Origin of the sequence: Komagataeibacter rhaeticus, assembly GCF_003207855.1 — a bacterium.
GTDB classification, from domain to species: Bacteria; Pseudomonadota; Alphaproteobacteria; order Acetobacterales; family Acetobacteraceae; genus Komagataeibacter; species Komagataeibacter rhaeticus.
Window position 1 is genome coordinate 61758 of the sequence record NZ_NKTZ01000005.1, and the last position, 20439, is coordinate 82196.

A 20439-nucleotide genomic window follows, 5' to 3' on the forward strand; every position below is an offset into this window, starting at 1 on the left:
GGTCAGGGTGCCTCGGGGTCGGTTTCCAGCAGGGACAGGTCCTGGCGCGCCAGATCCGCTTCATCCGAATCCGGGGCCAGCGCCACCACTTCCTGCCAGTCGGCGCGGGCGGCTTCCATCTGCCCCTCGCGCTGGTGCAGGATGCCGCGCTCCAGCAGGGCGGGGCCGTTATGGGGCATGTCCTTCAGGGCGGCATCGATGTCGGCCATGCCCTGGTCAATCCGCCCCAGCTGGCGCCATGCGCCCGCGCGCGCCACCAGTGCCTCGTCCCGCGCGGCGGGGGTGGCGGGCAGCGGGGTCAGCATGTCGATGGCCTGCCGGGGCTGGCCCAGTTCCACCGCCACCCGCGCATAGACCAGACGCAGCGCGGTATCCCCCGGCGCCAGCGTCAGCCCGTAGGTTGCGCTGTCCATCGCCTGTTTCGGGCTGTCATCGGCCTGCCAGGCCCGGGCCGCCTCCTCCGCCACCGTGGCACGGCGGCGCAGGGACTGCGGTGTATCCTCCACCGGAACACGGGCACCCGGCGCCATACCGGCAGGCCAGCCGGGTGTACGGGCCAGACGGTCAAGCGCGGCGGCGGCGGTGGCCACATCGCCCACTTCCATCTGCGCCAGGGCCGCGCATTGCCCGGCTTCCAGCCCGCCACCATGGGCGCGCCAGTCCTCGGCATAATCACGCGCGCCATCCGGGTCATCGGCCAGGGTGGCGGTACAGCGGGAGAAGCTCCAGTCCTCGGGCGCGGTGGCCGGCGCGGCTTGGGGGGGCACCACAGGTGGCGCTTCCACCGGGGCCGCCGGGCCATCGGCCGTGGCCCACGCGCACCGGCAGGCCAGCGCCACGGCCAGCAGCAGGGCCACCCCCAGCACGGCCGGTCCCACCGCCATGCCCCCGCCCGGCCGCGCGGCCGGCCGACGGGCCACGCCGTGCCGGGCACGGGCTTGTGCCCGCATGGAAAAAAGGGAAACGGGCAGGCACGCGGAAACTCTCATCACCGCATTCGTCGGCCCAGGCGCGGCACACGTCAAGGGCAAAGCCCCGATTTGCTGCCGACCCGTGCAGTTTCGCTACGGTCGTGATATGAAGGAACGTGATGCAAACCGTTTCTGACCGACCTGTCATACTGCAGGCGCTGCCAGCGCTCGAATCCGGCGGGATAGAACATGGCACGCTGGAAATGGCGCAGGCCATTGTCCAGGCTGGTGGCACCGCCATCGTGGCCAGCGCGGGCGGCCGCCTGGTCCCGCGCCTGAAATATATCGGCGCCATTCCGGTGGAAATGGAACTGGGGGCCAAGAACCCCATTTCCGTCATGCGCAACGCCGGCAGGCTGCGGCAGGTCATGCAGCAGTATGGTGTCCATCTTGTCCATGCCCGCTCCCGCGCGCCCGCATGGGCCGCGCATTTCGCGTGCAGGCGGCTGGGCGTGCCCATGGTCACCACATGGCACGGGGTGCATGACGCCAACCTGCCGGGCAAGAAACGCTATAACAGCGTACTGGCATCCGGCGCGCGGGTCATTGCCATAAGCCGCTACATCGCCACCCGCCTGCGTGATGAATACAAGGTGGGCGGCGACCGCCTGCGCCTGATCCCGCGCGGCGCGGACATGGTGCGCTTCGACCCCGGCGGGGTGCGGGGCAACCGGGTCCAGAAACTGCTGGGGCTGTGGGACATCCCCGATGGCGCCACCGTCATCATGCTGCCCGCGCGCGTGACCGCGTGGAAAGGGCATGCCCTGCTGATCGAGGCACTGGCCCATCTGGAGCGGACAGGCGGGTTCAGCGGGGACTGGGTGTGCATTTTCGTGGGTGAGACGAACAGCAGGGAAGGCCGGCAGCTTGTGGCGCAGGCCCGGCAGGGGGGCATTGCGGCCCATCTGCGCTTTGCCGGGCACTGCGCGGACATGCCGGCGGCCATGATGCTGGCGGACATGGTTGTCGTCCCCTCCCGCCGGCCCGAGCCCTTCGGGCGCGTGGTGGTGGAGGCACAGGCCATGGGGCGCCCCGTTATCGTATCCGCCCATGGCGCGGCGCTGGAAACGGTGGAAAACGGGATAACCGGCTTTTCCTTCCCCCCCGATGATGCAAGGGCGCTGGCCGCGTGCATCCGTCATGTAGCCGGTCTGGACAATGCGGAACGCGAGGCGCTGGCCTGGCATGCGCGTGAGAACGTGCGCACGCATTACTCCACCCAGGCCATGCAGTACGCAACACTCGCGGTTTATGATGAACTGCTGCATACCCGCCTTGCGGATACGTTCTACTACAGCATGATGGCGGATGCCCCGTTGGAGGATGAAGCCCTGCCCGAAGCCGGGTAGCAGGCGGGCAGGCCGCCAGCCTGCCACGTCCGGACGGGGCCTGCCTTGATCTGCCTCATAAGCTGCCCGGAAACCCCGGATGAGCTTCCTGCATTAAGCATGAGCCTTATGCAGCCTGTGGTTTTACAGTCGACAACACGACTGAAATTCTTCACCCATTGCGCATTCCATCCTCTGGCGGACGGGCATGGCCCGTGGCCCGCCGTTGCAACGCGAACACTTCGGGACCGCACCACATGAACCAGATTTCTCCAGTCCAGGCAGACACCGCATCCAGGGCCACGCAGCCCGACCTGCGCCGGGTCGATTGCGACCCGGACTTCTGGTACCCCGTGGCGTGGTCGGCCGATCTCAGGAAAGACAAGACGCTGGCGGTCAGCTACGCGGGCACGCCCATCGTGCTGGTCCGCCCCGAGGAAGGCAGCGTGTTCGCATTATATGACCGCTGCCCCCACCGGCAGGTCCCGCTGAGCAAGGGCACCGTGAACGGCCAGACCGTGCGCTGCTGCTACCATGGCTGGGCCTTTGGCCGCTCGGGCCGCTGCATCGACGTGCCCTATCTGGGCAAGGGCAAGCTGCCCAATGGCGTGCGCACCTTCCCCGTGCGGGAAGCGGGCGGGCTGATCTTCGTCTTTCCCGGCAACCCGGAAAAGGCCGATACCGTCCCCTTTCCCAAGCTGGCCCAGACGGACAACCCCAGATACAAGACCAAGCATTTCAGCCCGCGCGTGAACTGCCATTACACGTTCATGCACGAGAACCTGATGGACATGAACCACCAGTTCCTGCACCGCCGCCAGATGGGGCAGATCAAGGCGCGCTTCCTGGGGCAGGACCGGGGCGAGAACTTTATCGAGGCGCGTTACAGCTTCATGCGCTGCGCGGGCCAGCAGCCGCTGGCCGAACGCCTGATCTTTGGCAAGCACAAGGACCTGCAGGGCAGGGAGCAGCCCGTGGAGGAAGTTGTGACCATCCGCACGGAATACCCGTACCAGACCCTGCGCATAACCGACAAGGACGGTGACCTGATCATGGACCTGTGGACCGCCTACGTGCCGGTGGACAAGGAGCAGCGCGTCACCCAGTCCTTTGGCCTGCTGTCCATCCTGCGTCCGCAGACCCCGCTGCTGATCGACCTGATCTGGCCCGCGCTGGGCTGGTTCACCAACCGCATCTTCCTGGAAGACAAGGAAATCGTGGAACTGGAACAGGCCGCCTGGAACGAGGTCGGCCACGACCGCAATGTCGAGATCTTCCCCGTGGTGGTGGGCCTGCGCGAACTGCTGGCGCGCTGCGGCATCCCGCATGGCACCACGCGGCCGGACACGGCACCCGCAACGCCCGCCACACAGCCGGCCACGGCCTGATCGCCCCCCGCCGCCCGCCCCGCAGCCGGGGCGGGCGGGCCCCAGCCTGACAGAACACGATCATGACCGAACGGCCAGACACCCCCCGCCCCACCGACCGGGCCGAGGAAGCCCGCCGCGCGCGCCAGCAGCGCGAGGCCGAGGCCCTGCGCGCCAACCTGCGCCGCCGCAAGCAGCAAAGTCGCGCCCGCGCCACCCCGGCGGACGAGGCCACACCCCCCGCAGGCCACGACATATCCCGCAACGAAGCGTGATTGGCGGTTGCGGTCGGGCGGTCACTTCGTTAGGGATCGGCCAGCGGCACCTGTGCCCGCGCCACTCATGCCCAGGGAAGGGATACCATGCCAATAATGCCTGATTCGTGGATTCGCCGCATGGCCACGCAGCACGGCATGATCGAACCCTTCGTGGAAAAGCAGAGCCGCGAGGGCGTGATCTCGTTCGGCCTGTCCTCCTATGGCTATGACGCGCGGGTCGCCAACGAATTCAAGATTTTCACCGACGTGGACAACGCGGTGGTCGACCCGAAAAACTTTGCCGAAAACAGCTTCGTCACCCGCCATGGCGACTGCTGCACCATCCCGCCGCACAGCTTCGTGCTGGCCCACACGGTCGAATATTTCCGCATACCGCGTGACACGCTGGTGGTCTGCCTGGGCAAATCCACCTATGCGCGGTGCGGCATCATCGTGAACGTGACCCCGCTGGAGCCGGAATGGGAAGGCCAGGTCACGATCGAGATCAGCAACACGACCCCCCTGCCCGCGCGCATCTATGCCAATGAGGGGATCTGCCAGTTCCTGTTCTTCCAGGGGGCATCCCCCTGTGAAGTCAGCTACGCCGACCGCAAGGGCAAATACATGGGGCAGGTTGGCGTCGCCCCGCCACGCATGTAAGGGGCAGGAGGCGCACATCATGGACCGTTTCATCATTCACGGCGGCCACCCGCTGCGTGGGGACATCGTTATTGGCGGGGCCAAGAATTCGGCCCTGAAGCTGCTGGTGGCGGGACTGCTGACGCCCGAGCGGCTGGTGCTGGACAACGTGCCCCGCATTGCCGACATCCGCACCATGCGCAGGCTGCTGGAGCAGCACGGCCTGGATGTGGAGGATGTCAGCGGGGATGGCGGCACGCTGTCGGTGGGCGGTGCCATTACCAATACCGAGGCGCCTTACAACATCGTCTCCAAGATGCGGGCCTCGATCCTGGTGCTCGGCCCGCTTCTGGCCCGCTGCGGGGAAGCCCGCGTGTCCCTGCCCGGCGGCTGCGCGATCGGCACCCGCCCGGTGGACCTGCACCTCAAGGCACTGGAAACACTGGGGGCCAGGATCACGCTGGAAAACGGCTACATCCATGCCGAAGCCCCGAACGGGCTGAAGGGCGAGCGCGTCATCCTGCCATTCGCCTCGGTGGGGGCGACGGAAAACTTGCTCATGGCCGCAACCCTGGCCCGCGGGCGCACCGAGATCGTCAATGCCGCGCGGGAACCGGAAATCGGGGATCTGGTCGGCTGCCTCAACGCCATGGGCGCGCGCATTACCGGCATCGGCACCGGCAAGCTGGTGATTGACGGCGTGGAAGGGCTGCATGGCGCCCGTTACCGCGTCATGCCCGACCGGATCGAATGCGGCACCTATGCCTGTGCCGCCGCCATTACCGGCGGCGAACTGCGGCTGGTGGGCGGCCAGATCGAGCATCTTGGCGCCGTGGTGCGCGCGCTGGAGGAAGCGGGCGTGGAAATGGTGCAGGAAGAGGGCGCCGTGCGCGTGCAGCGCACCGGCGCGCTGCGCGGGGTTGATATCATGACCGAGCCGTATCCCGGCTTCCCGACCGACATGCAGGCCCAGTTCATGGCGCTGCTGTCGGTGGCCGAAGGGGCCTCGATGGTGACGGAGACCATTTTCGAAAACCGCTTCATGCATGTGCCCGAACTCAACCGCATGGGCGCGCGCATCAACGTGCACGGGTCTTCCGCCATTATCCGGGGCGTGCATTCACTTTCCGGCGCGCCGGTCATGGCGACGGACCTGCGGGCGTCGTTCTCGCTCATCATCGCGGGGCTTGCCGCCCATGGCGAGACGATCCTGAGCCGCGTCTACCACCTTGACCGCGGCTATGAGGCCGTGGAGCGCAAGCTGGCGCAGTGTGGCGCGCATATCGAACGCGTTTCGGGCTGACGGGCCGCTGCCCCGAGAAAACTGCCCTTCCTGCATGAAGGCCGGATGTGGTATGCGCGCATGTCACCAAAGGGGTGCCCTGTGCGGCAGCGGTACCTGCCTTCATGTCGGAGAATACATTGACCGTCCTGTCACCGGCCCAGAACGCCGTCCCGGAAACGGATAGCCCGCTGGTACTCGCCCTGCCCAAGGGCCGTATCCTCAAGGCCGCGGCGCCGCTTCTGCATAGGGCGGGCATCGTGCCCGGACCGGATTTCAATGACGAGAAAAGCCGCCTGCTGCGCTTTGGGACCAACGACCCCGGCATAGACGTGGTGCGCGTGCGCTCGTTTGACGTGGCGACCTTCGTAGCCTTTGGCGGCGCGCAGATCGGCATCTGCGGCGCGGATGTGCTGATGGAGTTCGACTACCCCGAAATCTATGCCCCGCTGGACCTGGGCATTGGCGGGTGCCGCATTTCCATTGCCCGGCCCAGGGACCGCACGGGGCATGAGGACAATCCGAAGCGCCTCTCGCAGGTGCGTGTGGCGACCAAGTATCCCTCCCTGACCCGGCGGCATTTCGCCGCACGCGGCATCAACGCCAGCATCGTCCACCTGCATGGCGCGATGGAACTGGCCCCCGTGCTCGACCTTTCACATCTGATCGTGGACCTGGTGGACACGGGTTCCACCCTGCGCGCCAACGGGCTGGAGGAAACCCAGACCATCGCCCACATCACCAGCCGCCTGATCGTGAACCGCACGGCGCTCAAGACCCAGCCCGAGCGCATTACCGCCATCATCAACCGTTTTCGTACGGCGCTGGCCTCCGGCACAGCGCAAGCCAAGGACCAGCAGGCATGAAGCGCCTCGATACCCAGCAGCCCGATTTCCGCGCCCGGCTCACCGCGCTGCTGGCCGACCGGGACAGCGATACCGCACGCGTTGACGGCCCGGTCACCGAGATCCTGGCCGCCGTGCGCGCGCGTGGCGACGAAGCCCTGTGCGAATTCACCAACCGCTTCGACCGCACCAGTGTCACCCCCGCCACCCTGCGCATTACCGCAGCCGAGGTGGATGCCGCCTGTGCCGAAGTCCCGGCCGACCTGCTGGCAGCCCTTGAAGTGGCGGCCACCCGCATCGAATCCTTCCATCGCGCCCAGATGCCCGCCGACCTGCGTTACGTGGACGGCGCAGGGGTGACCTTGGGCATGCGCTGGACGGCACTGGATTCGGTTGGCCTGTACGTGCCCGGTGGCAAGGCGGCCTATCCCTCGTCCGTGCTGATGAATGCCATTCCCGCCCATGTGGCCGGTGTCGGGCGCATAGCCATGTGCGTGCCAACGCCCGATGGCGTGCTCAACCCGCTGGTGCTGGCCGCCGCCCGCCGCGCGGGTGTGACCGAGATCTACCGCGTGGGCGGTGCGCAGGCCGTGGGCGCCATGGCCTATGGCACGGCCACCATTGCCGCGGTTGACCGCGTGGTGGGGCCGGGCAATGCCTATGTGGCCGAAGCCAAGCGGCAGGTGTTTGGCAAGGTGGGAATCGACAGCATTGCCGGCCCGTCGGAAGTCGTCGTGCTGGCCGATGCCAACAACGACCCGCGCGCCATAGCGCTCGACCTGCTGGCGCAGGCGGAACATGACCCCATGGCCCAGTCCATCCTGATCACGCCGGATGCGGGTCTGGCGGAAAAGGTGGCGCATGCCGTTGCCACCGAACTGGAAACCCTGCCGCGCGCCGAAATTGCGCGCGCCAGCTGGGATGCCCACGGCGCGATCATCACCGTGCGCAGTCTTGATGAAGCGGCGGATCTTGTAAACGAGATCGCGCCGGAACATCTGGAACTGATGGTGGATGCGCCGGAGCCGGTCTTCGAACGGGTGCGGCATGCGGGTGCCATCTTCATCGGACGGTACTGCCCCGAAGCCATTGGCGATTATGTCGGCGGCCCGAACCATGTACTGCCGACCAGCCGCACGGCGCGTTTCTCGTCCGGGCTGTCGGTATTCGACTTTATCAAGCGCACCACGTTCATTTGCGCCCAGGCCGAGTCGCTGCGTGAAATCGGCCCCGCCGCCGTAAGCCTGGCCGAGGCGGAAGGGCTTGATGCCCATGCGTTAAGCGTATCGGTCCGGCTTGACAGCCTGAAGCGCGCGCAGAACGGAGCTTGACCCGGGCCGCGCGTATCCCCACATAAACCAACCGTACCGCACGCAATTTCTGCGGCAGGACGGCAAACCTTGATGATTGAAGGACACGATGTCGAAAGAAGACATGATCGAATTCAGCGGCACAGTTACCGAACTGCTGCCCAATGCCATGTTCCGCGTCACACTGGATAATGAGCATACCATTCTGGCGCATACCAGTGGCAAGATGCGCAAGAACCGTATCCGCGTGCTGGCAGGCGACCGCGTGAACGTGGAAATGACGCCCTATGACCTGACGAAGGGTCGCATCACATTCCGCTTCAAGTAAGCCGCCCTTGCCGGTCATGACCGAAAACACCGCCCCTGCCGGGGCGGATGCGGGTGCGCAGCTTGTCCTGGCCTCGGCTTCGCCGCGCAGGCTTGAGCTCCTGCGGCAGATCGGGGTCGTGCCCGACCGGGTATGCCCTGCCGATCTTGATGAAACCCCCCGGCGCGATGAACTGCCCCGCCCCCATGCCCAGCGCCTGGCCATGGAAAAGGCGGATCTTGTGGCCGGTCGACTGGATGGCCCCGCACTGGTCATGGCGGCGGATACCGTCGTGGCCCTTGGCCGGCGTATCCTGCCCAAGGCCGAGGACGCGCAGACGGCGCGCGCGTGCCTGAACCTGCTGTCGGGGCGGCGCCATACCGTCTTTACCGCCGTGGCCCTGCGCCCCACCGCCGCGTGGAAGGACGGGCGCGCGGGCAGCAGGCTGGTTGCCAGCACGGTTGCCTTCTCACGCCTGACCCCGTTGCAGATTGACGCGCTGATCGAAGCCGGTGACTGGCAGGGCAAGGCTGGTGGCTATGCCATACAGGGCCATGCGGCGGCGTTCGTGCGGTTCCTGTCAGGCAGCTATACCGGCATTGTGGGACTGCCCCTGTTCGAGACCGCGCAGATGCTGCGCGGGCAGAAAGGGCGCTGGGTGCGGTGAGCATGCGCATCTGCGCCAGCAGCAGCCCCGGAGAGATCCGCATTGCCGTAACCGATAATGGCAGGCTGCGCGATTTCGCGCTGTGGCGGCCAGACATGGCCGATGGCGTGGGCGACCTTTACCGTGCGCGCGTCAGTGCCCATGTGCCTGCCCTGGGGGGCACCTTCATTGCCCTGCCGGGTCTGGAACAGGCCGGGTTCCTGCCCGATTCGGAAGGGCTTGGCCCCCTTACGCAGGGGCAGGTGGTCCTGGTTCGCGTGACCCGCAGCGCACAGGGCGGCAAGGGTGTGCGGCTGGGTGCGCGCAACCTGCCCCCCGACCTGCCCGGCGGGTCCGAACCTGGCCTGCTGCGCCGTGGCCCCACCCCTCTGGAGCGGCTGGCACGGTCTTGCCCCGATGCGCCCGTCGCCATTGATGACGCGGCCCTTGCCACCGCGCTGCCTGCGGACCTTCATCCCCGGCTCCTGCGCGTCAGCGCCGCATTCGACGCCGATCTGCGCGCCCAGGTGGATGCGCTGGAAGACCCGGTCGTGCAACTGCCGGGCGGCATGACGGCCAGCATCACCCCCACGCCCGCCCTGACTGCCATCGACATGGACGGGGGGGGCGCCAGTATGGACCGACGCCCCAAGCAGACCGCGCAGTTTGCCGCCAACCGCGACGCATTGCCCGACCTGCTGCACCAGCTCCGCCTGCGCAACCTGTCCGGTGCGATCATCGTGGATGTGGCGGGGCTTGCCATCCGCAAGCGTCGTGCCCTGGCGGAAACGGTGGAAACCGTGCTGAAGGATGACCCGCTGCGCCCACGCTTCCTGGGCTTTACGGCGCTGGGACTTGCGGAAATCGTCCGCCCGCGCGTGCACCCGCCGCTGCATGAACTGTTCCACTCCCACGAAGGGCGGCTGCTGCGCGCGCTGCGTGTGCAGATGCAGGTCTATCGTGGCATGCCCCCCAACGGGCGGCCCGTGCTGCTGGCCTGCGGGCAGGCGACACTGCGGCTGGTGCAGGACCATCCGGGCTGGATGGCGGATTTCTTACGCCTGACGGGCCGCGTGCTCCAGCCGGTTGCCGACCCGATCCTGCCTGCCCATGGCTGGAGAACTGACCATGACTGAACCCCCTGCCCTGCCCCCCTGCCCCATCTGCGGCCAGCCTGCCCAGGCACGCTACCGGCCGTTCTGCTCGCGCCGCTGTGCGGATGTGGACCTTGGCCGCTGGTTTTCGGGCCAGTACCGGGTGCCCTCAAGCGAGTTTCCCCCTGCGGAGGATGAAAAATACACAAGACGGGTTGATCCCGATGATGAGGTAGGTTAAACGCTTGTCCAACGTCAGGACGGCCCCGGTTGCCCTGACCCAGCCGGACAACGGCCCGGTGCCCAAGTAGCTCAGTTGGTAGAGCATGCGACTGAAAATCGCAGTGTCGGTGGTTCGATCCCGCCCTTGGGCACCATTTAATTCCCTGAAAAAAACACAGCTTCCTGTTAGCAGGACAGCCGGTCCCCACACCCTTCCGCATGCCATCTGGCAGGCAGGGCGGCCCCACGTCTCTTCCACCAGACAGAAAGAAGTGTTTGGTGAAGCTTTTTTCAAAAAGCTTCAGGAACGTCGCCTTTATAAAAAAGGCGACGCCCGGAAACCCCTGTCGCTTCTTATCGGCAGGCCATGCCGCTCAGGGTGCCAGCGGACGGTCCGTGGCTTCAAACAGCAGGGGGGCACCCTGCGCGGTGGGGGCAAGCTGGTTTTCCCACATGGCGACATGGCCCCGGATGATGGTACCAACCGGGCGACCATGCAGTTCACGCCCCACAAAGGGTGACCACCCGCATTTGGACGCCAGCCAGTCCTGCTGCACCGTCCAGCGCGCGGCAAGGTCGACCACCGAGAAATCGGCATCATATCCCACCGCGATCCGTCCCTTGCGCACCAGCCCGAACAGGCGCTGCGGGCCAGCCGATGTCATGTCCACCACCCGGCGCAGCGACAGCCGCCCATGGGCCACATGGTCCAGCATAAGCGGCAGCAGCGTCTGAACGCCCGGCATGCCGGACGGACTGTCGGGATAGCTGCGCTGCTTGGCTTCCAGCGCATGGGGCGCATGGTCGGAGCCGATGATGTCGGGCACGCCCTGCCCCATCCAGTACCACAGCCCGTCGCGCCATGCGCGGCCACGGATGGGGGGGTTCATCTGCGCCAGCGTGCCCAGTTCGGCATAGGCTTCCTCCCCCGCCAGCGTCAGATGCTGCGGCGTGACCTCGCAACTGGCGATATCCTTGTGACCAGACAGGAATTCCAGTTCGGCCGGAGTGGTGACATGCAGCACATGGATACGCCGCCCCGTGCGCCGGGCCAGACTGACAATACGCTTCGTGGCGCGCAGGGCCGTTTCCTCATCCCGCCATACGGGGTGGGAGGCGGGATCACCCGCCCTGCGTTCGGACAGGCGTGCATGCAAACGGCCCTCGTCCTCGGCATGGATGGCCACACGGCGGTGGCCGGAGCGCAGCACGCGCTCCAGCACCGCATCATCGGATACCAGCAGGCTGCCGGTGGAAGACCCCATGAAGATCTTGATCCCCGCCGTACCCGGCAGCCTTTCCAGTTCCCCGCAGCGATCGGCATTATCCGTAGTGGCCCCGACATAAAAGGCATGGTCGCACCACATGCGCCCGCGCGCGCGTTCCAGCTTGTCCAGCACGGCTTCGGGGCAGTCCGTGGCGGGTTTTGTGTTGGGCATCTCGAACACGGCGGTCACACCGCCCATCACGGCGGCCATGCTGCCCGTTGCCAGGTCTTCCGCCCCGGTCAGGCCGGGTTCACGAAAATGGACCTGCGTGTCGATCACGCCAGGCAGGATGGTCAGCCCGGTACAGTCGATCACACGCCCCGCATCTCCCTGCCCGCCAATACGGGCAATCCGTCCGTCACGCACGTACACACTGGTCACGACCGTGGCATCGGGCAGGACAACGCTGCCATTTTCAAGACAGAGATCAAAAACGGGTAAGGTCATGGGCATATCCTGTGGTCATGGCCCCGCGACCGGCCACGGGCGGGCGCACGGGCGGCAGATGGCGCGCCGGGGCAGATGTGCCGCACGGCCCCACGCGTCCGTCATCCGGTGTATGGCATGCGCCCGCCAGCGTGCAAACCATTCCCGCGCGCATGGGAACGCACCCACGAAAACACCCCGGTCCTTGCGAACCGGGGTGTGAGGGCAGCATCCGCAGGCTGAGGGGGATTACTCGCCCGAAGGAATGGCGACCGAAGCGTCCTGTGCTTCCTTCAGCACGGCTGCCAGCCTGTTGTCACGAATCCACTCCTCCAGCTTGTCCGGCGTCATGGGCCGGGCAAACAGATAGCCCTGCACCACGTCACAGCCAAGCTGGCGCAGCAGGTCAAGCTGGCGGATGGTTTCCACCCCTTCCGTCACCACCGTCATGCCCAGGCGGCCACCAATGCCAATCACGGCGGTGGTCACCGCCTGGGCATTGGCATCATGCTCAAGGTTCATGATGAAGCTGCGGTCGATCTTGATTTCGGTCAGCGGCAGCCGGGTCAGGCGCGACAGGGATGAATAACCCGTGCCGAAATCATCCATGGACAGGGCAACGCCAAGGTTACGGATGGCCTGCAGGACCATGTTCGTATCCTCGTTTTCCGTCATCATGACGCTTTCGGTAATCTCCACCGTCAGACGCTTCGGCTCCAGCCGGCTCTCGCTCAGCAGGCGGGCGATGAAGCCGGGCAGGTTCCGGTTGCGGAAATGCCCCGCGGACAGGTTGACCGCCACGGTGGGCACATGCACGCCATGGGCATCCCATTCCAGGATCTGGTGCACCGCGCGTTCAAGCGACCAGGTGCCGATCGCCTCGATCTGGCCGGTCTCTTCCGCCACGGCAATGAAGCGTGAGGGATAGATGTTGCCCAGTGTGGGATGGTTCCACCGCGAAAGCGCTTCCACGCCATACAGCGTATTGTTGCGCACGTCGATCTGTGGCTGGTACTGCAGGTTGAGCAGCCCCTTGGCCAGTGATTCACGCAGGGCGGAACCCAGCAGCAGCCGGTCCTGCGCCGCCTTGTTATCTTCCGAACGGGCAAGGTGGGTCATGCCCAGGCCCGCGCGCTTGGCATGGCGCATGGCCTGCTCGGCATAGCTGAGCAGGGATTCCCCGTCAGGCCCGTTTTCGGGGAAGACACTGATGCCGATGCCCAGCGTGGGCACGATCATGTTGCCGCCAATCTCGATCGGCTGCTTGACGCTGTCATGCAGCATCGTGGCGAACTTGACCGCATCTTCCTTGCGGGTATTGGGCACGATGATCAGGAATTCATTCGGTCCAGACCGGCTCAGCACGTAATTGCTGCGCGAGATGCCCTTCAGCCGCTCCGAAACCGACTTGAGGAACCCGTCACCATTGATGTGGCCAAGCGCGTCATTGATATCACGGAAACGGTCGATATCGATCATGTACAGCGCGAAGTGGTTATCCCCCGGCTGGCCGATCATGGACCGGATCACCTTGTGCACTGCCGTGCGGTTGAGGAAGCCGGTCAGCGGATCGAAATTGGACAGCTGCGAGATGTGCTGGCGTGCCTCGTGCTGTTCGATCAGCACACCACAGAAGGGCACGCAGCTGTTCACGATCTGCGCGGGCCATTCCCCCCGGCTGCGCTCGGAGCGCGAATACAGCGCGAAGATGCCCGTGATGCGGTCATTGCGCGTGCGGATGGCCGATGCCCAGCAATGGTGCAGCCCCAGCGAGATGCCAACGGAGCGGTAGCTGTCCCACACGATGGTGGTGGCTTCCCCCAGGTCATTGGCCAGCGCCGCGATGTCCGCTTCGGTCAGGCGCATCTCCTCCAGCGCCGCGGCAAAGCGGCGTGGCATGCCGGGGCCGGACAGGATGCGCAGGCGGTTCTGCTCATCCAGCAGGATCAGCACGGCCACGGTGTTGGGAACCAGTACCTCCACTTCGCGGCAGACCATGTCCGCCACGTCCTGGATCTGGATCTCGCTGGAAAGCGAGCGGAAAACCGTGTTCTGCAGTTCCATCACCCGGCTGCGATGGCCCGCGCCCGTAATGCCGCGCACCATCATCAGCCGGTAATTCCGGCCCGATGCACCGACCTTGGCGGCACTCAGGCTGACCTCGGCGGAAATGTAGTCCCCGCTGCGGTTTTCAAACGTGACTTCGCCTGCGACCGGCTCCGGCACGACCGTCGGCGCCTCCATATTGAAGGGCAGGTGCCCGTTCTCTATCGATGCCGCCAGCAGTTCACTCACGGGCCTGCCCACCAGTGTACCCGGCTCATAACCCCATAGCGTTTCGGCTGCCGGATTGGCGTACAGGATCATGTTGTGGTCATCAATGATGACCATGCCATCCTTTGCCTGACTGAGCAGTTCGAAACTGATGTCAGGAATGGTGTCGGCGGCGGGTAGAGAAATGGAATTCTTGGGTTTCATAGTAATCCAAAATGATGAACACCTGTTTCCAACCAGGTACCGGGATTATAGAGACAGCCAGTCGATCATGACAGAATTCAGGCAGGCTGTCCGCTCTGGCGCGCATTGGCTTCGCTTATGCTGGCTTCCAGCCTGCGGCCAGCATCCTGTGACCACGCAAGCATGTCGGCTGGCGCCATGGGACGGGCGAACAGATAGCCCTGCACCACATCGCAGTTCAGGCCCTGCAGCAGCTTGAGCTGGGCCTCGGTCTCGACACCCTCGGTCACAACCGTCATGCCCAGGCGGTTGCCAATGCCGATCACCGCCGTGGTCACGGCCTGCGCGTTGGGATCATGCTCAAGGTTCATGATGAAGCTGCGGTCGATCTTGATTTCGGTCAGCGGCAGGCGCGTCAGGCGCGACAGGCTGGAATAGCCCGTGCCGAAATCATCCATCGACAGGCCGACACCAAGGTTACGGATGGCGGCAAGCCCTTCCATCGTATCCTCGTTCTCATCCATCATCACGCTTTCGGTAATCTCCACCGTCAGGCGCTCGGGGTTAAGGGTGCGCTCCTTCAGGATCCGCTCGATCAGCGCGGGCAGCCCGCGATTGCGGAAATGCGCGGCCGACAGGTTGACCGAGACGGTGGGGACATACAGGCCCTTGCGCTCCCAGTCGATGATCTGGCGCGTCGCTTCCTCCAGCGACCAGGTGCCGATCGTCTCGATCTGCCCGGTATCCTCCGCCACGGCAATGAAGCGTGAGGGGTAGATGTTGCCCAGCGTGGGATGCTTCCACCGCGACAGGGCCTCCACGCCATACAGGCGGCCGGTCTTGATATCGACCTGCGGCTGGTAATGCAGGTTGAGCATGCCCTTGGCCAGCGATTCGCGCAGCGCGGACCCCAGCAGCAGCCGGTCCTGCGCCGCGCGGTTATCCGCCGTGCTGGACACGCAGTAACCGCCACGGGCCTCCTTCTTGCACCGGCGCATGGCGATTTCGGCATGGCCCAGCAGCGATTCCCCGTCCGGCCCGTTTTCGGGGAACAGGCTGATACCGATGCCAAGGGACACAACCAGCAGGTTGCCCGCAATCTCGATGGGTTCCTGCATGGCCTTGATCAGGCTTTCGGCAAAGGCCGTGGCGCGTTCCTCGTCACTGTCGGGCATGACGATGACGAACTCGTCCCCGCCCGAACGGCTGAGGATGTAGTTGCTGCGCGACATCATCTTGAGCCGCTCGGCAATGGCGCGCAGGAAGGCATCGCCATTCATGTGGCCAAGCGTGTCATTGATGTCGCGGAAGCGGTCGATATCGATCATGAAGACCGCGAACCTGTTGTCACCGGGGCGGTCGATCATCGACTTGATGACCTTGTGGATCGCCGTACGGTTGAGGAAGCCGGTCAGGGAGTCATGATTGGCCAGCTGCGAGATATGCTGCTGGGCCTCGTAATTCTCGATCACCACGCTACAGAAGGGCACGCAGCCACTGACAATCTTCTGCGGCCAGTCACTCAGCTTGTACTGATTGCGCGAATACAGCGCGAAGATGCCCGAAATCCGCCCGTTGCGCGACTTGATGGCCGAAGCCCAGCAGTTGTGCAGCCCCAGCGAGATACCAAGCGAACGGTAGCTGTCCCATACGATGCTGTTGGCTTCCGACAGGTCATTGCCCAGGGCGGCAAGGTCACCCTCGGTCAGCGACATGTTCTCAAGCGCCGCCGCATACCGGCGCGGCAGGCCGGGACCTGACAGGATGCTCAGGCGGTTGTTTTCATCCAGCAGGATGATGGCGGATACGGTATTGGGTACGAAGCTTTCCACCTCACGGCAGACCAGGTCGGCCACGTCCTCCACCTGCATGTCGTTGGAGATGGCCTGGAACACCGTGTTCTGCAGGTCCAGCAGCTTGCGGCGGTGGCTCTCCTCGGTCACGCCTTTCATGAAGGCCATGTAGTAGCGCTTCTTTTCCGGGCCAAGCAGCGCTGTCGAGATCGACATCTCGCCCGAAATGTAGTCACCGGCCTTGTTCTCGAACGTGACCTCGCGGGAAGTACCGACAATACGGTTCACGCCGGTCTTGCGGTTCTTGTAGATGTAGCTGTCATGATCACCCCGATAGACGGAGGGCACAAGGCAGCTGACATTGCGCCCCAGCACTTCGCTTTCGGTAAAGCCCCACAGTTTTTCCGCAGCCGGATTGAAGAAAACGATCTCGTTACGCTCGTTGATGATGACCACGCCGTCGGTTGCCTGCTCAAGAAGCTGCAGGCTGACATCAGCGGTCATGTCAAGTTCACGGCCTGCCGGTTTTTCTTCAGTCGTCAGGGGTGCCTGGTGTGGGTTCATTACATGCTCGTACTGTTTCATGGGAAATGCCGGAAATCTCAGATTTCAGGATAGGAAAGGGGAAAGGCCGCGGCACGCAGCGGACGGGCGGCAAAAGCCTGGCGCATGCCATGCGCGTCATCAGGACGGGTGCCCGGGGCGGTCGGCGTCATCTGGCCCGGATGACCGATCAGGTAGCCCTGGCTTTCATCACATCCCTTGGCCGACACCACGGCAAGCTGGGCCGCCGTCTCAATTCCCTGCGCCAGAACCGAGATATGCAGCGCATGCCCCGCCACCATGACCGAACGGACCAGTTCCGCCATGGCGGGATCGGTATCCACCTTCTGCATGAGGGAACGGTCGATCTTGATCTTGTCAAAGGGGAAATCGTACAGCATCGACAGGACCGAATGCGGGCCGCCAAAGGCATCCAGTGCCAGGCACACGCCCATTGCATGCACCTTGCGCGCCATGGCAAGGGCGCGGCGGCGGTCGCGCTGCACCGTGGCCTCACTGATCTCGATGACCAGACGGTGCGCTGACAGCCCGCTGCGGGCCAGGACAGCAGCCACGATCGTATCGAATGCAGGCTGAAGGAACTGGGTTACGGACATGTTGACCGCAACGCGCACATTCTCGTCCCACTCCACCGCGGCATGGCACGCCTGATCGAGTACCCATTCACCAAGCTGGATGATCAGGCCGTTCTCATCGGCAAGTTCCAGAATCTCGACCGGCGGAATGGCGCCACGGACGGGATGATCCCAGCGCAGCAGGGCCTCGTAGCCCGATACCGCCCCGGTGGCGACCACGGTCTGCACCTGGAAGGACAGCGAAAGCTGCCCGTCCACCATGGCTTTCTTCAGGTCATCGCCCAGAGCGCGACGCGCGCAGAGATTCTGGTCCAGCGAGCTTTCGTAATACCATATGGTCTCGTGCAGGTCGGTCTTGGCGCGGTACATGGCCAGATCCGCGCGTGAGATCAGGGTTTCGCTGTCTTTCGCATCGACCGGATACACCGCGACCCCGATGCTGCCCCCGCTGGTGACCAGATAGTCATCAATGGGAATGGGCTGGTTGAGCGCATGCTGGATGCGCTCGACAAAGCCATGCAGTTCGGCCCGGTCGGACGTGCGGTGGATGGCGATGAACTCATCCCCCCCCAGGCGGGCCACGAACTCCCCCGCGCCCAGCAGGGCACTGAACCGTTCGGCCAGCGTGGTCAGGACAATATCACCCGCCGCATGTCCGCGCGTGTCGTTGATTTCCTTGAACTTGTTCAGGTCGATGCCGATCAGCGCGAACTGTGCGCCGGTCCTGTCGGCCGTTGCCACTTCCTGCTCCAGCCGCTCATTGAAGCTGATGCGGTTGGGCAGGCCGGTCAGCGCGTCCGACATCGCCATGCGGTGCAGTTCCTGATAGGAATCCTGCCGCAGGCTGCCATCAATCACATAACAGGCGATTCCGGCGATGATCGTCAGCATGGAGCCGCCGATGACAGCGAAGCCAATGGCCTGGAACTGACCGTTATCGCCGGCCATGTCCATGTGCTGCTGCATGACGATATGCATGGCGGCCATGCCGGTAAAATGCAGCCCCGCCACGGCGCCGACCATGGCCAGCGTCATCCCGACCTCACGGCGCAGGCTGGCCGGCCGCAGCGCCAGCATGAACGCCACCGACGACAGGCCGATGCCGATCACGACCGACAGGCCGACCAGCGGCAGGTTCCATGTGACCGGGGCATCCACATGATAGGCCGCCATGCCGATATAATGCATGCAGGCAACGCCGATCCCGAAGATCATGCCGCCCAGCAGGCATCCGCCACGCCCGTACAGCCGCGCCGCCGCCATGATGGCAAACGGAACGGCCACGAACATGGCCAGCAGCGACAGCACCGTCTCGGTCGGGTCAAGGTGGACCCCGGCACTGCAGTTATAGGCCAGCATGGCGGCAAAATGCGTGCACCAGACAAAACTGGCGCCCGCCATGGCCGCGAGGAAATACCAGCCGATACGCTGCCTGCCGCGTGTTTCCGACACACGGGTCACCAGGCGCATGGTAATCCACGCGCCCGCGAGACAGACAATAAACGCACCAGCAAGCAGGAAGGGATTATATACCTTCAGTTCATAGATATGATTGCTCATGGCTTCCATTTTTGAACGATCAATACCACCAGAACATCAGAAAATTCAGGGTAACATCCGATGCCGCATGGGGGAATGCGGAAAATCATCTGGCATCAACCGCCTACAACAGGGGCATCAAAACAGGTTATTCAGTTATTTATTTTTATATTTGCTGAGATTAACCTGATATTAGTAAACATTCGCATGATATGCAACAAAAAAATATTGTTTGGCCCCATATGGAAAAATGTTTCAAATTCCCAAAACCAATGCATAGCGGTCAAGCATTTAATTAATAGGATAATCCTATTTAAAACCCATATAATAGGTTTATTTTCCTATATAAATACTGGGTTTTCATTTTTGTAGAATGTGTAATTACCTACCGATAGGAATTTATGCCAAACCCCGGCAGGATCGTCTTATTCAGGGCAGCATGCGCTGGAAAACCCGGTCACGATAAACAAATAGATGGTACAGACCCGCGCCTGCGTGAAAAGCTGCAACAACAAGCAGTAACCACGCATTCCAGTGATGTAACCATGAAAAAAAGGAATGTGTTCCGCGTATCAGTACCGGAAAAGGTGAACTGATCGGTATACCAAAGGCAATCACGGGCCGGCCGGTTGACCAGCGCGCCATGTATCCAAACACGATTTCCCCCCCCAGCAGCAGATAGAGCAGCCGGTGCACGCTGCGTGCAATGCGTTCCTGAAACGTTACAACGGGAAAGCGGATGGCCCGTCCCCCGGTCATGCCCCACGCGATGCGGGTCACGAACACGGCCGCCAGCAGCACCCCCAGCGAGGTATGGGTCACCACAAGGAACGCACGCAGCGGCAGGCCGCGGTCAAGCAGATGCCATGCCACCTGCCCGACGGTGAACTGTTCCACCACCAGCACGGCCGTCAGCCAGTGCAGCCAGCGGGTTTCCCAGCTGTAGCGCACGGGCGGCGCTGGCGAACGGAAGGAAGAAACGGTCATTGCGGTCACCCGTCATCCAAATGGCCGGAGGCTGCGGGCAGCCCGAACGGCCCGGCCGCCCGCGTTCGCATGTTCAGTTGACGCCGGGCAGGAGGGCGCTGTCCTCCCCCCCGATATTCATGTTGCTATAGCTGCCATCCGTCATGCCAGGCGCGCGGCTGCCGGATGCGGAGCCGGGCATCATCATCGCGCCGGTCATCTGGTCGGCTTCCCCGTTTTCCCCGCTGCCAAACTGCGGCACATCGCCGCCGCCCCCCGTTTCAGGCGCGCTGTACTGCGAAACCCCGGCCGATGCGCGCTCCCCTTCCGCCTGCCCCGGCACGTAGCTGCCGGCGGCACTGCTGCCCGATGACTGGCCACGCGCCTGCGCGCCCCCGGCACTGCCCGCCAGCATGGCCCCGACGGCCAGCGCCACCAATCCCTTCCTGATGTAAGCCGACATCTGATTTCTCTCCCGTTACGTGCCATGGTTCACGTCGCATGGCATCTGATCTCTACATGGGAACACCTGCCCCGACATATCAACATTACCGCGCCCGCACGGGGTGCGGGACAGTTCTGC

At 64.2% G+C, this 20439-nt stretch carries 18 protein-coding genes and 1 tRNA gene; 12 read left to right on the plus strand and 7 right to left on the minus strand.

Translation table 11 applies throughout. The features are described from left to right. Window positions 1-2: 2 nt before the first annotated feature. Window positions 3-989, minus strand: coding sequence for a tetratricopeptide repeat protein (locus CFR78_RS07360; RefSeq protein WP_225063361.1), 987 nt, complete (start codon window positions 987-989; stop codon window positions 3-5). Between the two features lie 101 nt (window positions 990-1090). On the opposite strand from CFR78_RS07360, the gene CFR78_RS07365 reads away from it, so the two are divergent. The 12 genes from CFR78_RS07365 to CFR78_RS07420 all read left to right on the plus strand — a co-directional run bounded on the left by CFR78_RS07365 (window position 1091) and on the right by CFR78_RS07420 (window position 10423). After that, entirely contained in the window at window positions 1091-2320 is a 1230-nt protein-coding gene (locus tag CFR78_RS07365) for a glycosyltransferase family 4 protein (protein WP_034928540.1), read from the plus strand. Between the two features lie 236 nt (window positions 2321-2556). Continuing rightward, window positions 2557-3687: an aromatic ring-hydroxylating oxygenase subunit alpha gene (locus CFR78_RS07370; RefSeq protein WP_034928537.1), complete on the plus strand. Its 1131-nt coding sequence runs from the start codon at window positions 2557-2559 to the stop codon at window positions 3685-3687. Between the two features lie 62 nt (window positions 3688-3749). After that, complete coding sequence (locus CFR78_RS07375; protein ID WP_034928534.1) at window positions 3750-3941, plus strand: hypothetical protein; 192 nt, start codon at window positions 3750-3752, stop codon at window positions 3939-3941. Between the two features lie 87 nt (window positions 3942-4028). Then, window positions 4029-4583, plus strand: a complete 555-nt coding sequence (gene dcd / locus CFR78_RS07380; protein ID WP_034928531.1) for a dCTP deaminase — start codon at window positions 4029-4031, stop codon at window positions 4581-4583. Between the two features lie 19 nt (window positions 4584-4602). Beyond that, the gene (gene murA, locus CFR78_RS07385) at window positions 4603-5865 is read left to right on the plus strand and encodes a UDP-N-acetylglucosamine 1-carboxyvinyltransferase (protein ID WP_007399877.1); all 1263 of its coding nucleotides are present in this window, start codon (window positions 4603-4605) and stop codon (window positions 5863-5865) included. Window positions 5866-5969: 104 nt separating this feature from the next. Next, window positions 5970-6710 (plus strand): ATP phosphoribosyltransferase, encoded by a 741-nt coding sequence (gene hisG, locus CFR78_RS07390; RefSeq protein ID WP_223846528.1) that lies wholly within the window; start codon window positions 5970-5972, stop codon window positions 6708-6710. Continuing rightward, window positions 6707-8020, plus strand: a complete 1314-nt coding sequence (gene hisD, locus CFR78_RS07395; RefSeq protein ID WP_034928527.1) for a histidinol dehydrogenase — start codon at window positions 6707-6709, stop codon at window positions 8018-8020. The genes hisG and hisD overlap by 4 nt, the downstream gene beginning before the upstream one ends. Window positions 8021-8108: 88 nt before the next feature. After that, entirely contained in the window at window positions 8109-8327 is a 219-nt protein-coding gene (infA, locus tag CFR78_RS07400) for a translation initiation factor IF-1 (protein ID WP_010508114.1), read from the plus strand. A gap of 16 nt (window positions 8328-8343) precedes the next feature. After that, window positions 8344-8973, plus strand: a complete 630-nt coding sequence (locus CFR78_RS07405; protein ID WP_034928524.1) for a Maf family protein — start codon at window positions 8344-8346, stop codon at window positions 8971-8973. Between the two features lie 2 nt (window positions 8974-8975). Further along, window positions 8976-10088: a ribonuclease E/G gene (locus CFR78_RS07410; protein ID WP_034928522.1), complete on the plus strand. Its 1113-nt coding sequence runs from the start codon at window positions 8976-8978 to the stop codon at window positions 10086-10088. Then, on the plus strand, window positions 10081-10287 hold the full coding sequence (locus tag CFR78_RS07415; protein WP_083824493.1) for a DNA gyrase inhibitor YacG: 207 nt from the start codon (window positions 10081-10083) through the stop codon (window positions 10285-10287). Before CFR78_RS07410 ends, CFR78_RS07415 begins: the two co-directional genes overlap by 8 nt. 60 nt (window positions 10288-10347) lie before the next feature. Further along, a tRNA-Phe gene (locus CFR78_RS07420) sits at window positions 10348-10423 on the plus strand. Window positions 10424-10642: 219 nt separating this feature from the next. On the opposite strand, the gene CFR78_RS07425 is transcribed toward CFR78_RS07420, so the two are convergent. The 6 genes from CFR78_RS07425 to CFR78_RS07450 all read right to left on the minus strand — a co-directional run bounded on the left by CFR78_RS07425 (window position 10643) and on the right by CFR78_RS07450 (window position 20319). After that, entirely contained in the window at window positions 10643-11983 is a 1341-nt protein-coding gene (locus CFR78_RS07425; RefSeq protein ID WP_034928645.1) for a dihydroorotase, read from the minus strand. Between the two features lie 228 nt (window positions 11984-12211). Next, window positions 12212-14440: a sensor domain-containing protein gene (locus CFR78_RS07430; protein WP_110581061.1), complete on the minus strand. Its 2229-nt coding sequence runs from the start codon at window positions 14438-14440 to the stop codon at window positions 12212-12214. A gap of 77 nt (window positions 14441-14517) precedes the next feature. Continuing rightward, window positions 14518-16776, minus strand: a complete 2259-nt coding sequence (locus CFR78_RS07435; RefSeq protein WP_051672026.1) for an EAL domain-containing protein — start codon at window positions 16774-16776, stop codon at window positions 14518-14520. A gap of 38 nt (window positions 16777-16814) precedes the next feature. Further along, window positions 16815-18911: a putative bifunctional diguanylate cyclase/phosphodiesterase gene (locus CFR78_RS07440; RefSeq protein ID WP_225063322.1), complete on the minus strand. Its 2097-nt coding sequence runs from the start codon at window positions 18909-18911 to the stop codon at window positions 16815-16817. A gap of 408 nt (window positions 18912-19319) precedes the next feature. Further along, window positions 19320-19877, minus strand: coding sequence for a cytochrome b (locus tag CFR78_RS07445; protein WP_034928470.1), 558 nt, complete (start codon window positions 19875-19877; stop codon window positions 19320-19322). 73 nt (window positions 19878-19950) lie between these two features. Beyond that, window positions 19951-20319: a hypothetical protein gene (locus CFR78_RS07450; RefSeq protein ID WP_034928473.1), complete on the minus strand. Its 369-nt coding sequence runs from the start codon at window positions 20317-20319 to the stop codon at window positions 19951-19953. Between the last annotated feature and the right edge of the window lie 120 nt (window positions 20320-20439).

Bases quoted from the DNA above. Each gene is read 5' to 3' on its own strand.
- hisG (WP_223846528.1), top strand. From the start codon at position 5,970: ATGTCGGAGAATACATTGACCGTCCTGTCACCGGCCCAGAACGCCGTC.
- CFR78_RS07370 (WP_034928537.1), top strand. From the start codon at position 2,557: ATGAACCAGATTTCTCCAGTCCAGGCAGACACCGCATCCAGGGCCACG.
- CFR78_RS07450 (WP_034928473.1), bottom strand. From the start codon at position 20,319: ATGTCGGCTTACATCAGGAAGGGATTGGTGGCGCTGGCCGTCGGGGCC.
- CFR78_RS07425 (WP_034928645.1), bottom strand. From the start codon at position 11,983: ATGACCTTACCCGTTTTTGATCTCTGTCTTGAAAATGGCAGCGTTGTC.
- CFR78_RS07415 (WP_083824493.1), top strand. From the start codon at position 10,081: ATGACTGAACCCCCTGCCCTGCCCCCCTGCCCCATCTGCGGCCAGCCT.
- CFR78_RS07375 (WP_034928534.1), top strand. From the start codon at position 3,750: ATGACCGAACGGCCAGACACCCCCCGCCCCACCGACCGGGCCGAGGAA.
- CFR78_RS07440 (WP_225063322.1), bottom strand. From the start codon at position 18,911: ATGAGCAATCATATCTATGAACTGAAGGTATATAATCCCTTCCTGCTT.
- CFR78_RS07430 (WP_110581061.1), bottom strand. From the start codon at position 14,440: ATGAAACCCAAGAATTCCATTTCTCTACCCGCCGCCGACACCATTCCT.
- murA (WP_007399877.1), top strand. From the start codon at position 4,603: ATGGACCGTTTCATCATTCACGGCGGCCACCCGCTGCGTGGGGACATC.
- CFR78_RS07410 (WP_034928522.1), top strand. From the start codon at position 8,976: ATGCGCATCTGCGCCAGCAGCAGCCCCGGAGAGATCCGCATTGCCGTA.
- dcd (WP_034928531.1), top strand. From the start codon at position 4,029: ATGCCAATAATGCCTGATTCGTGGATTCGCCGCATGGCCACGCAGCAC.
- infA (WP_010508114.1), top strand. From the start codon at position 8,109: ATGTCGAAAGAAGACATGATCGAATTCAGCGGCACAGTTACCGAACTG.
- CFR78_RS07445 (WP_034928470.1), bottom strand. From the start codon at position 19,877: ATGACCGTTTCTTCCTTCCGTTCGCCAGCGCCGCCCGTGCGCTACAGC.
- CFR78_RS07360 (WP_225063361.1), bottom strand. From the start codon at position 989: ATGAGAGTTTCCGCGTGCCTGCCCGTTTCCCTTTTTTCCATGCGGGCA.
- hisD (WP_034928527.1), top strand. From the start codon at position 6,707: ATGAAGCGCCTCGATACCCAGCAGCCCGATTTCCGCGCCCGGCTCACC.
- CFR78_RS07365 (WP_034928540.1), top strand. From the start codon at position 1,091: ATGCAAACCGTTTCTGACCGACCTGTCATACTGCAGGCGCTGCCAGCG.
- CFR78_RS07435 (WP_051672026.1), bottom strand. From the start codon at position 16,776: ATGAACCCACACCAGGCACCCCTGACGACTGAAGAAAAACCGGCAGGC.
- CFR78_RS07405 (WP_034928524.1), top strand. From the start codon at position 8,344: ATGACCGAAAACACCGCCCCTGCCGGGGCGGATGCGGGTGCGCAGCTT.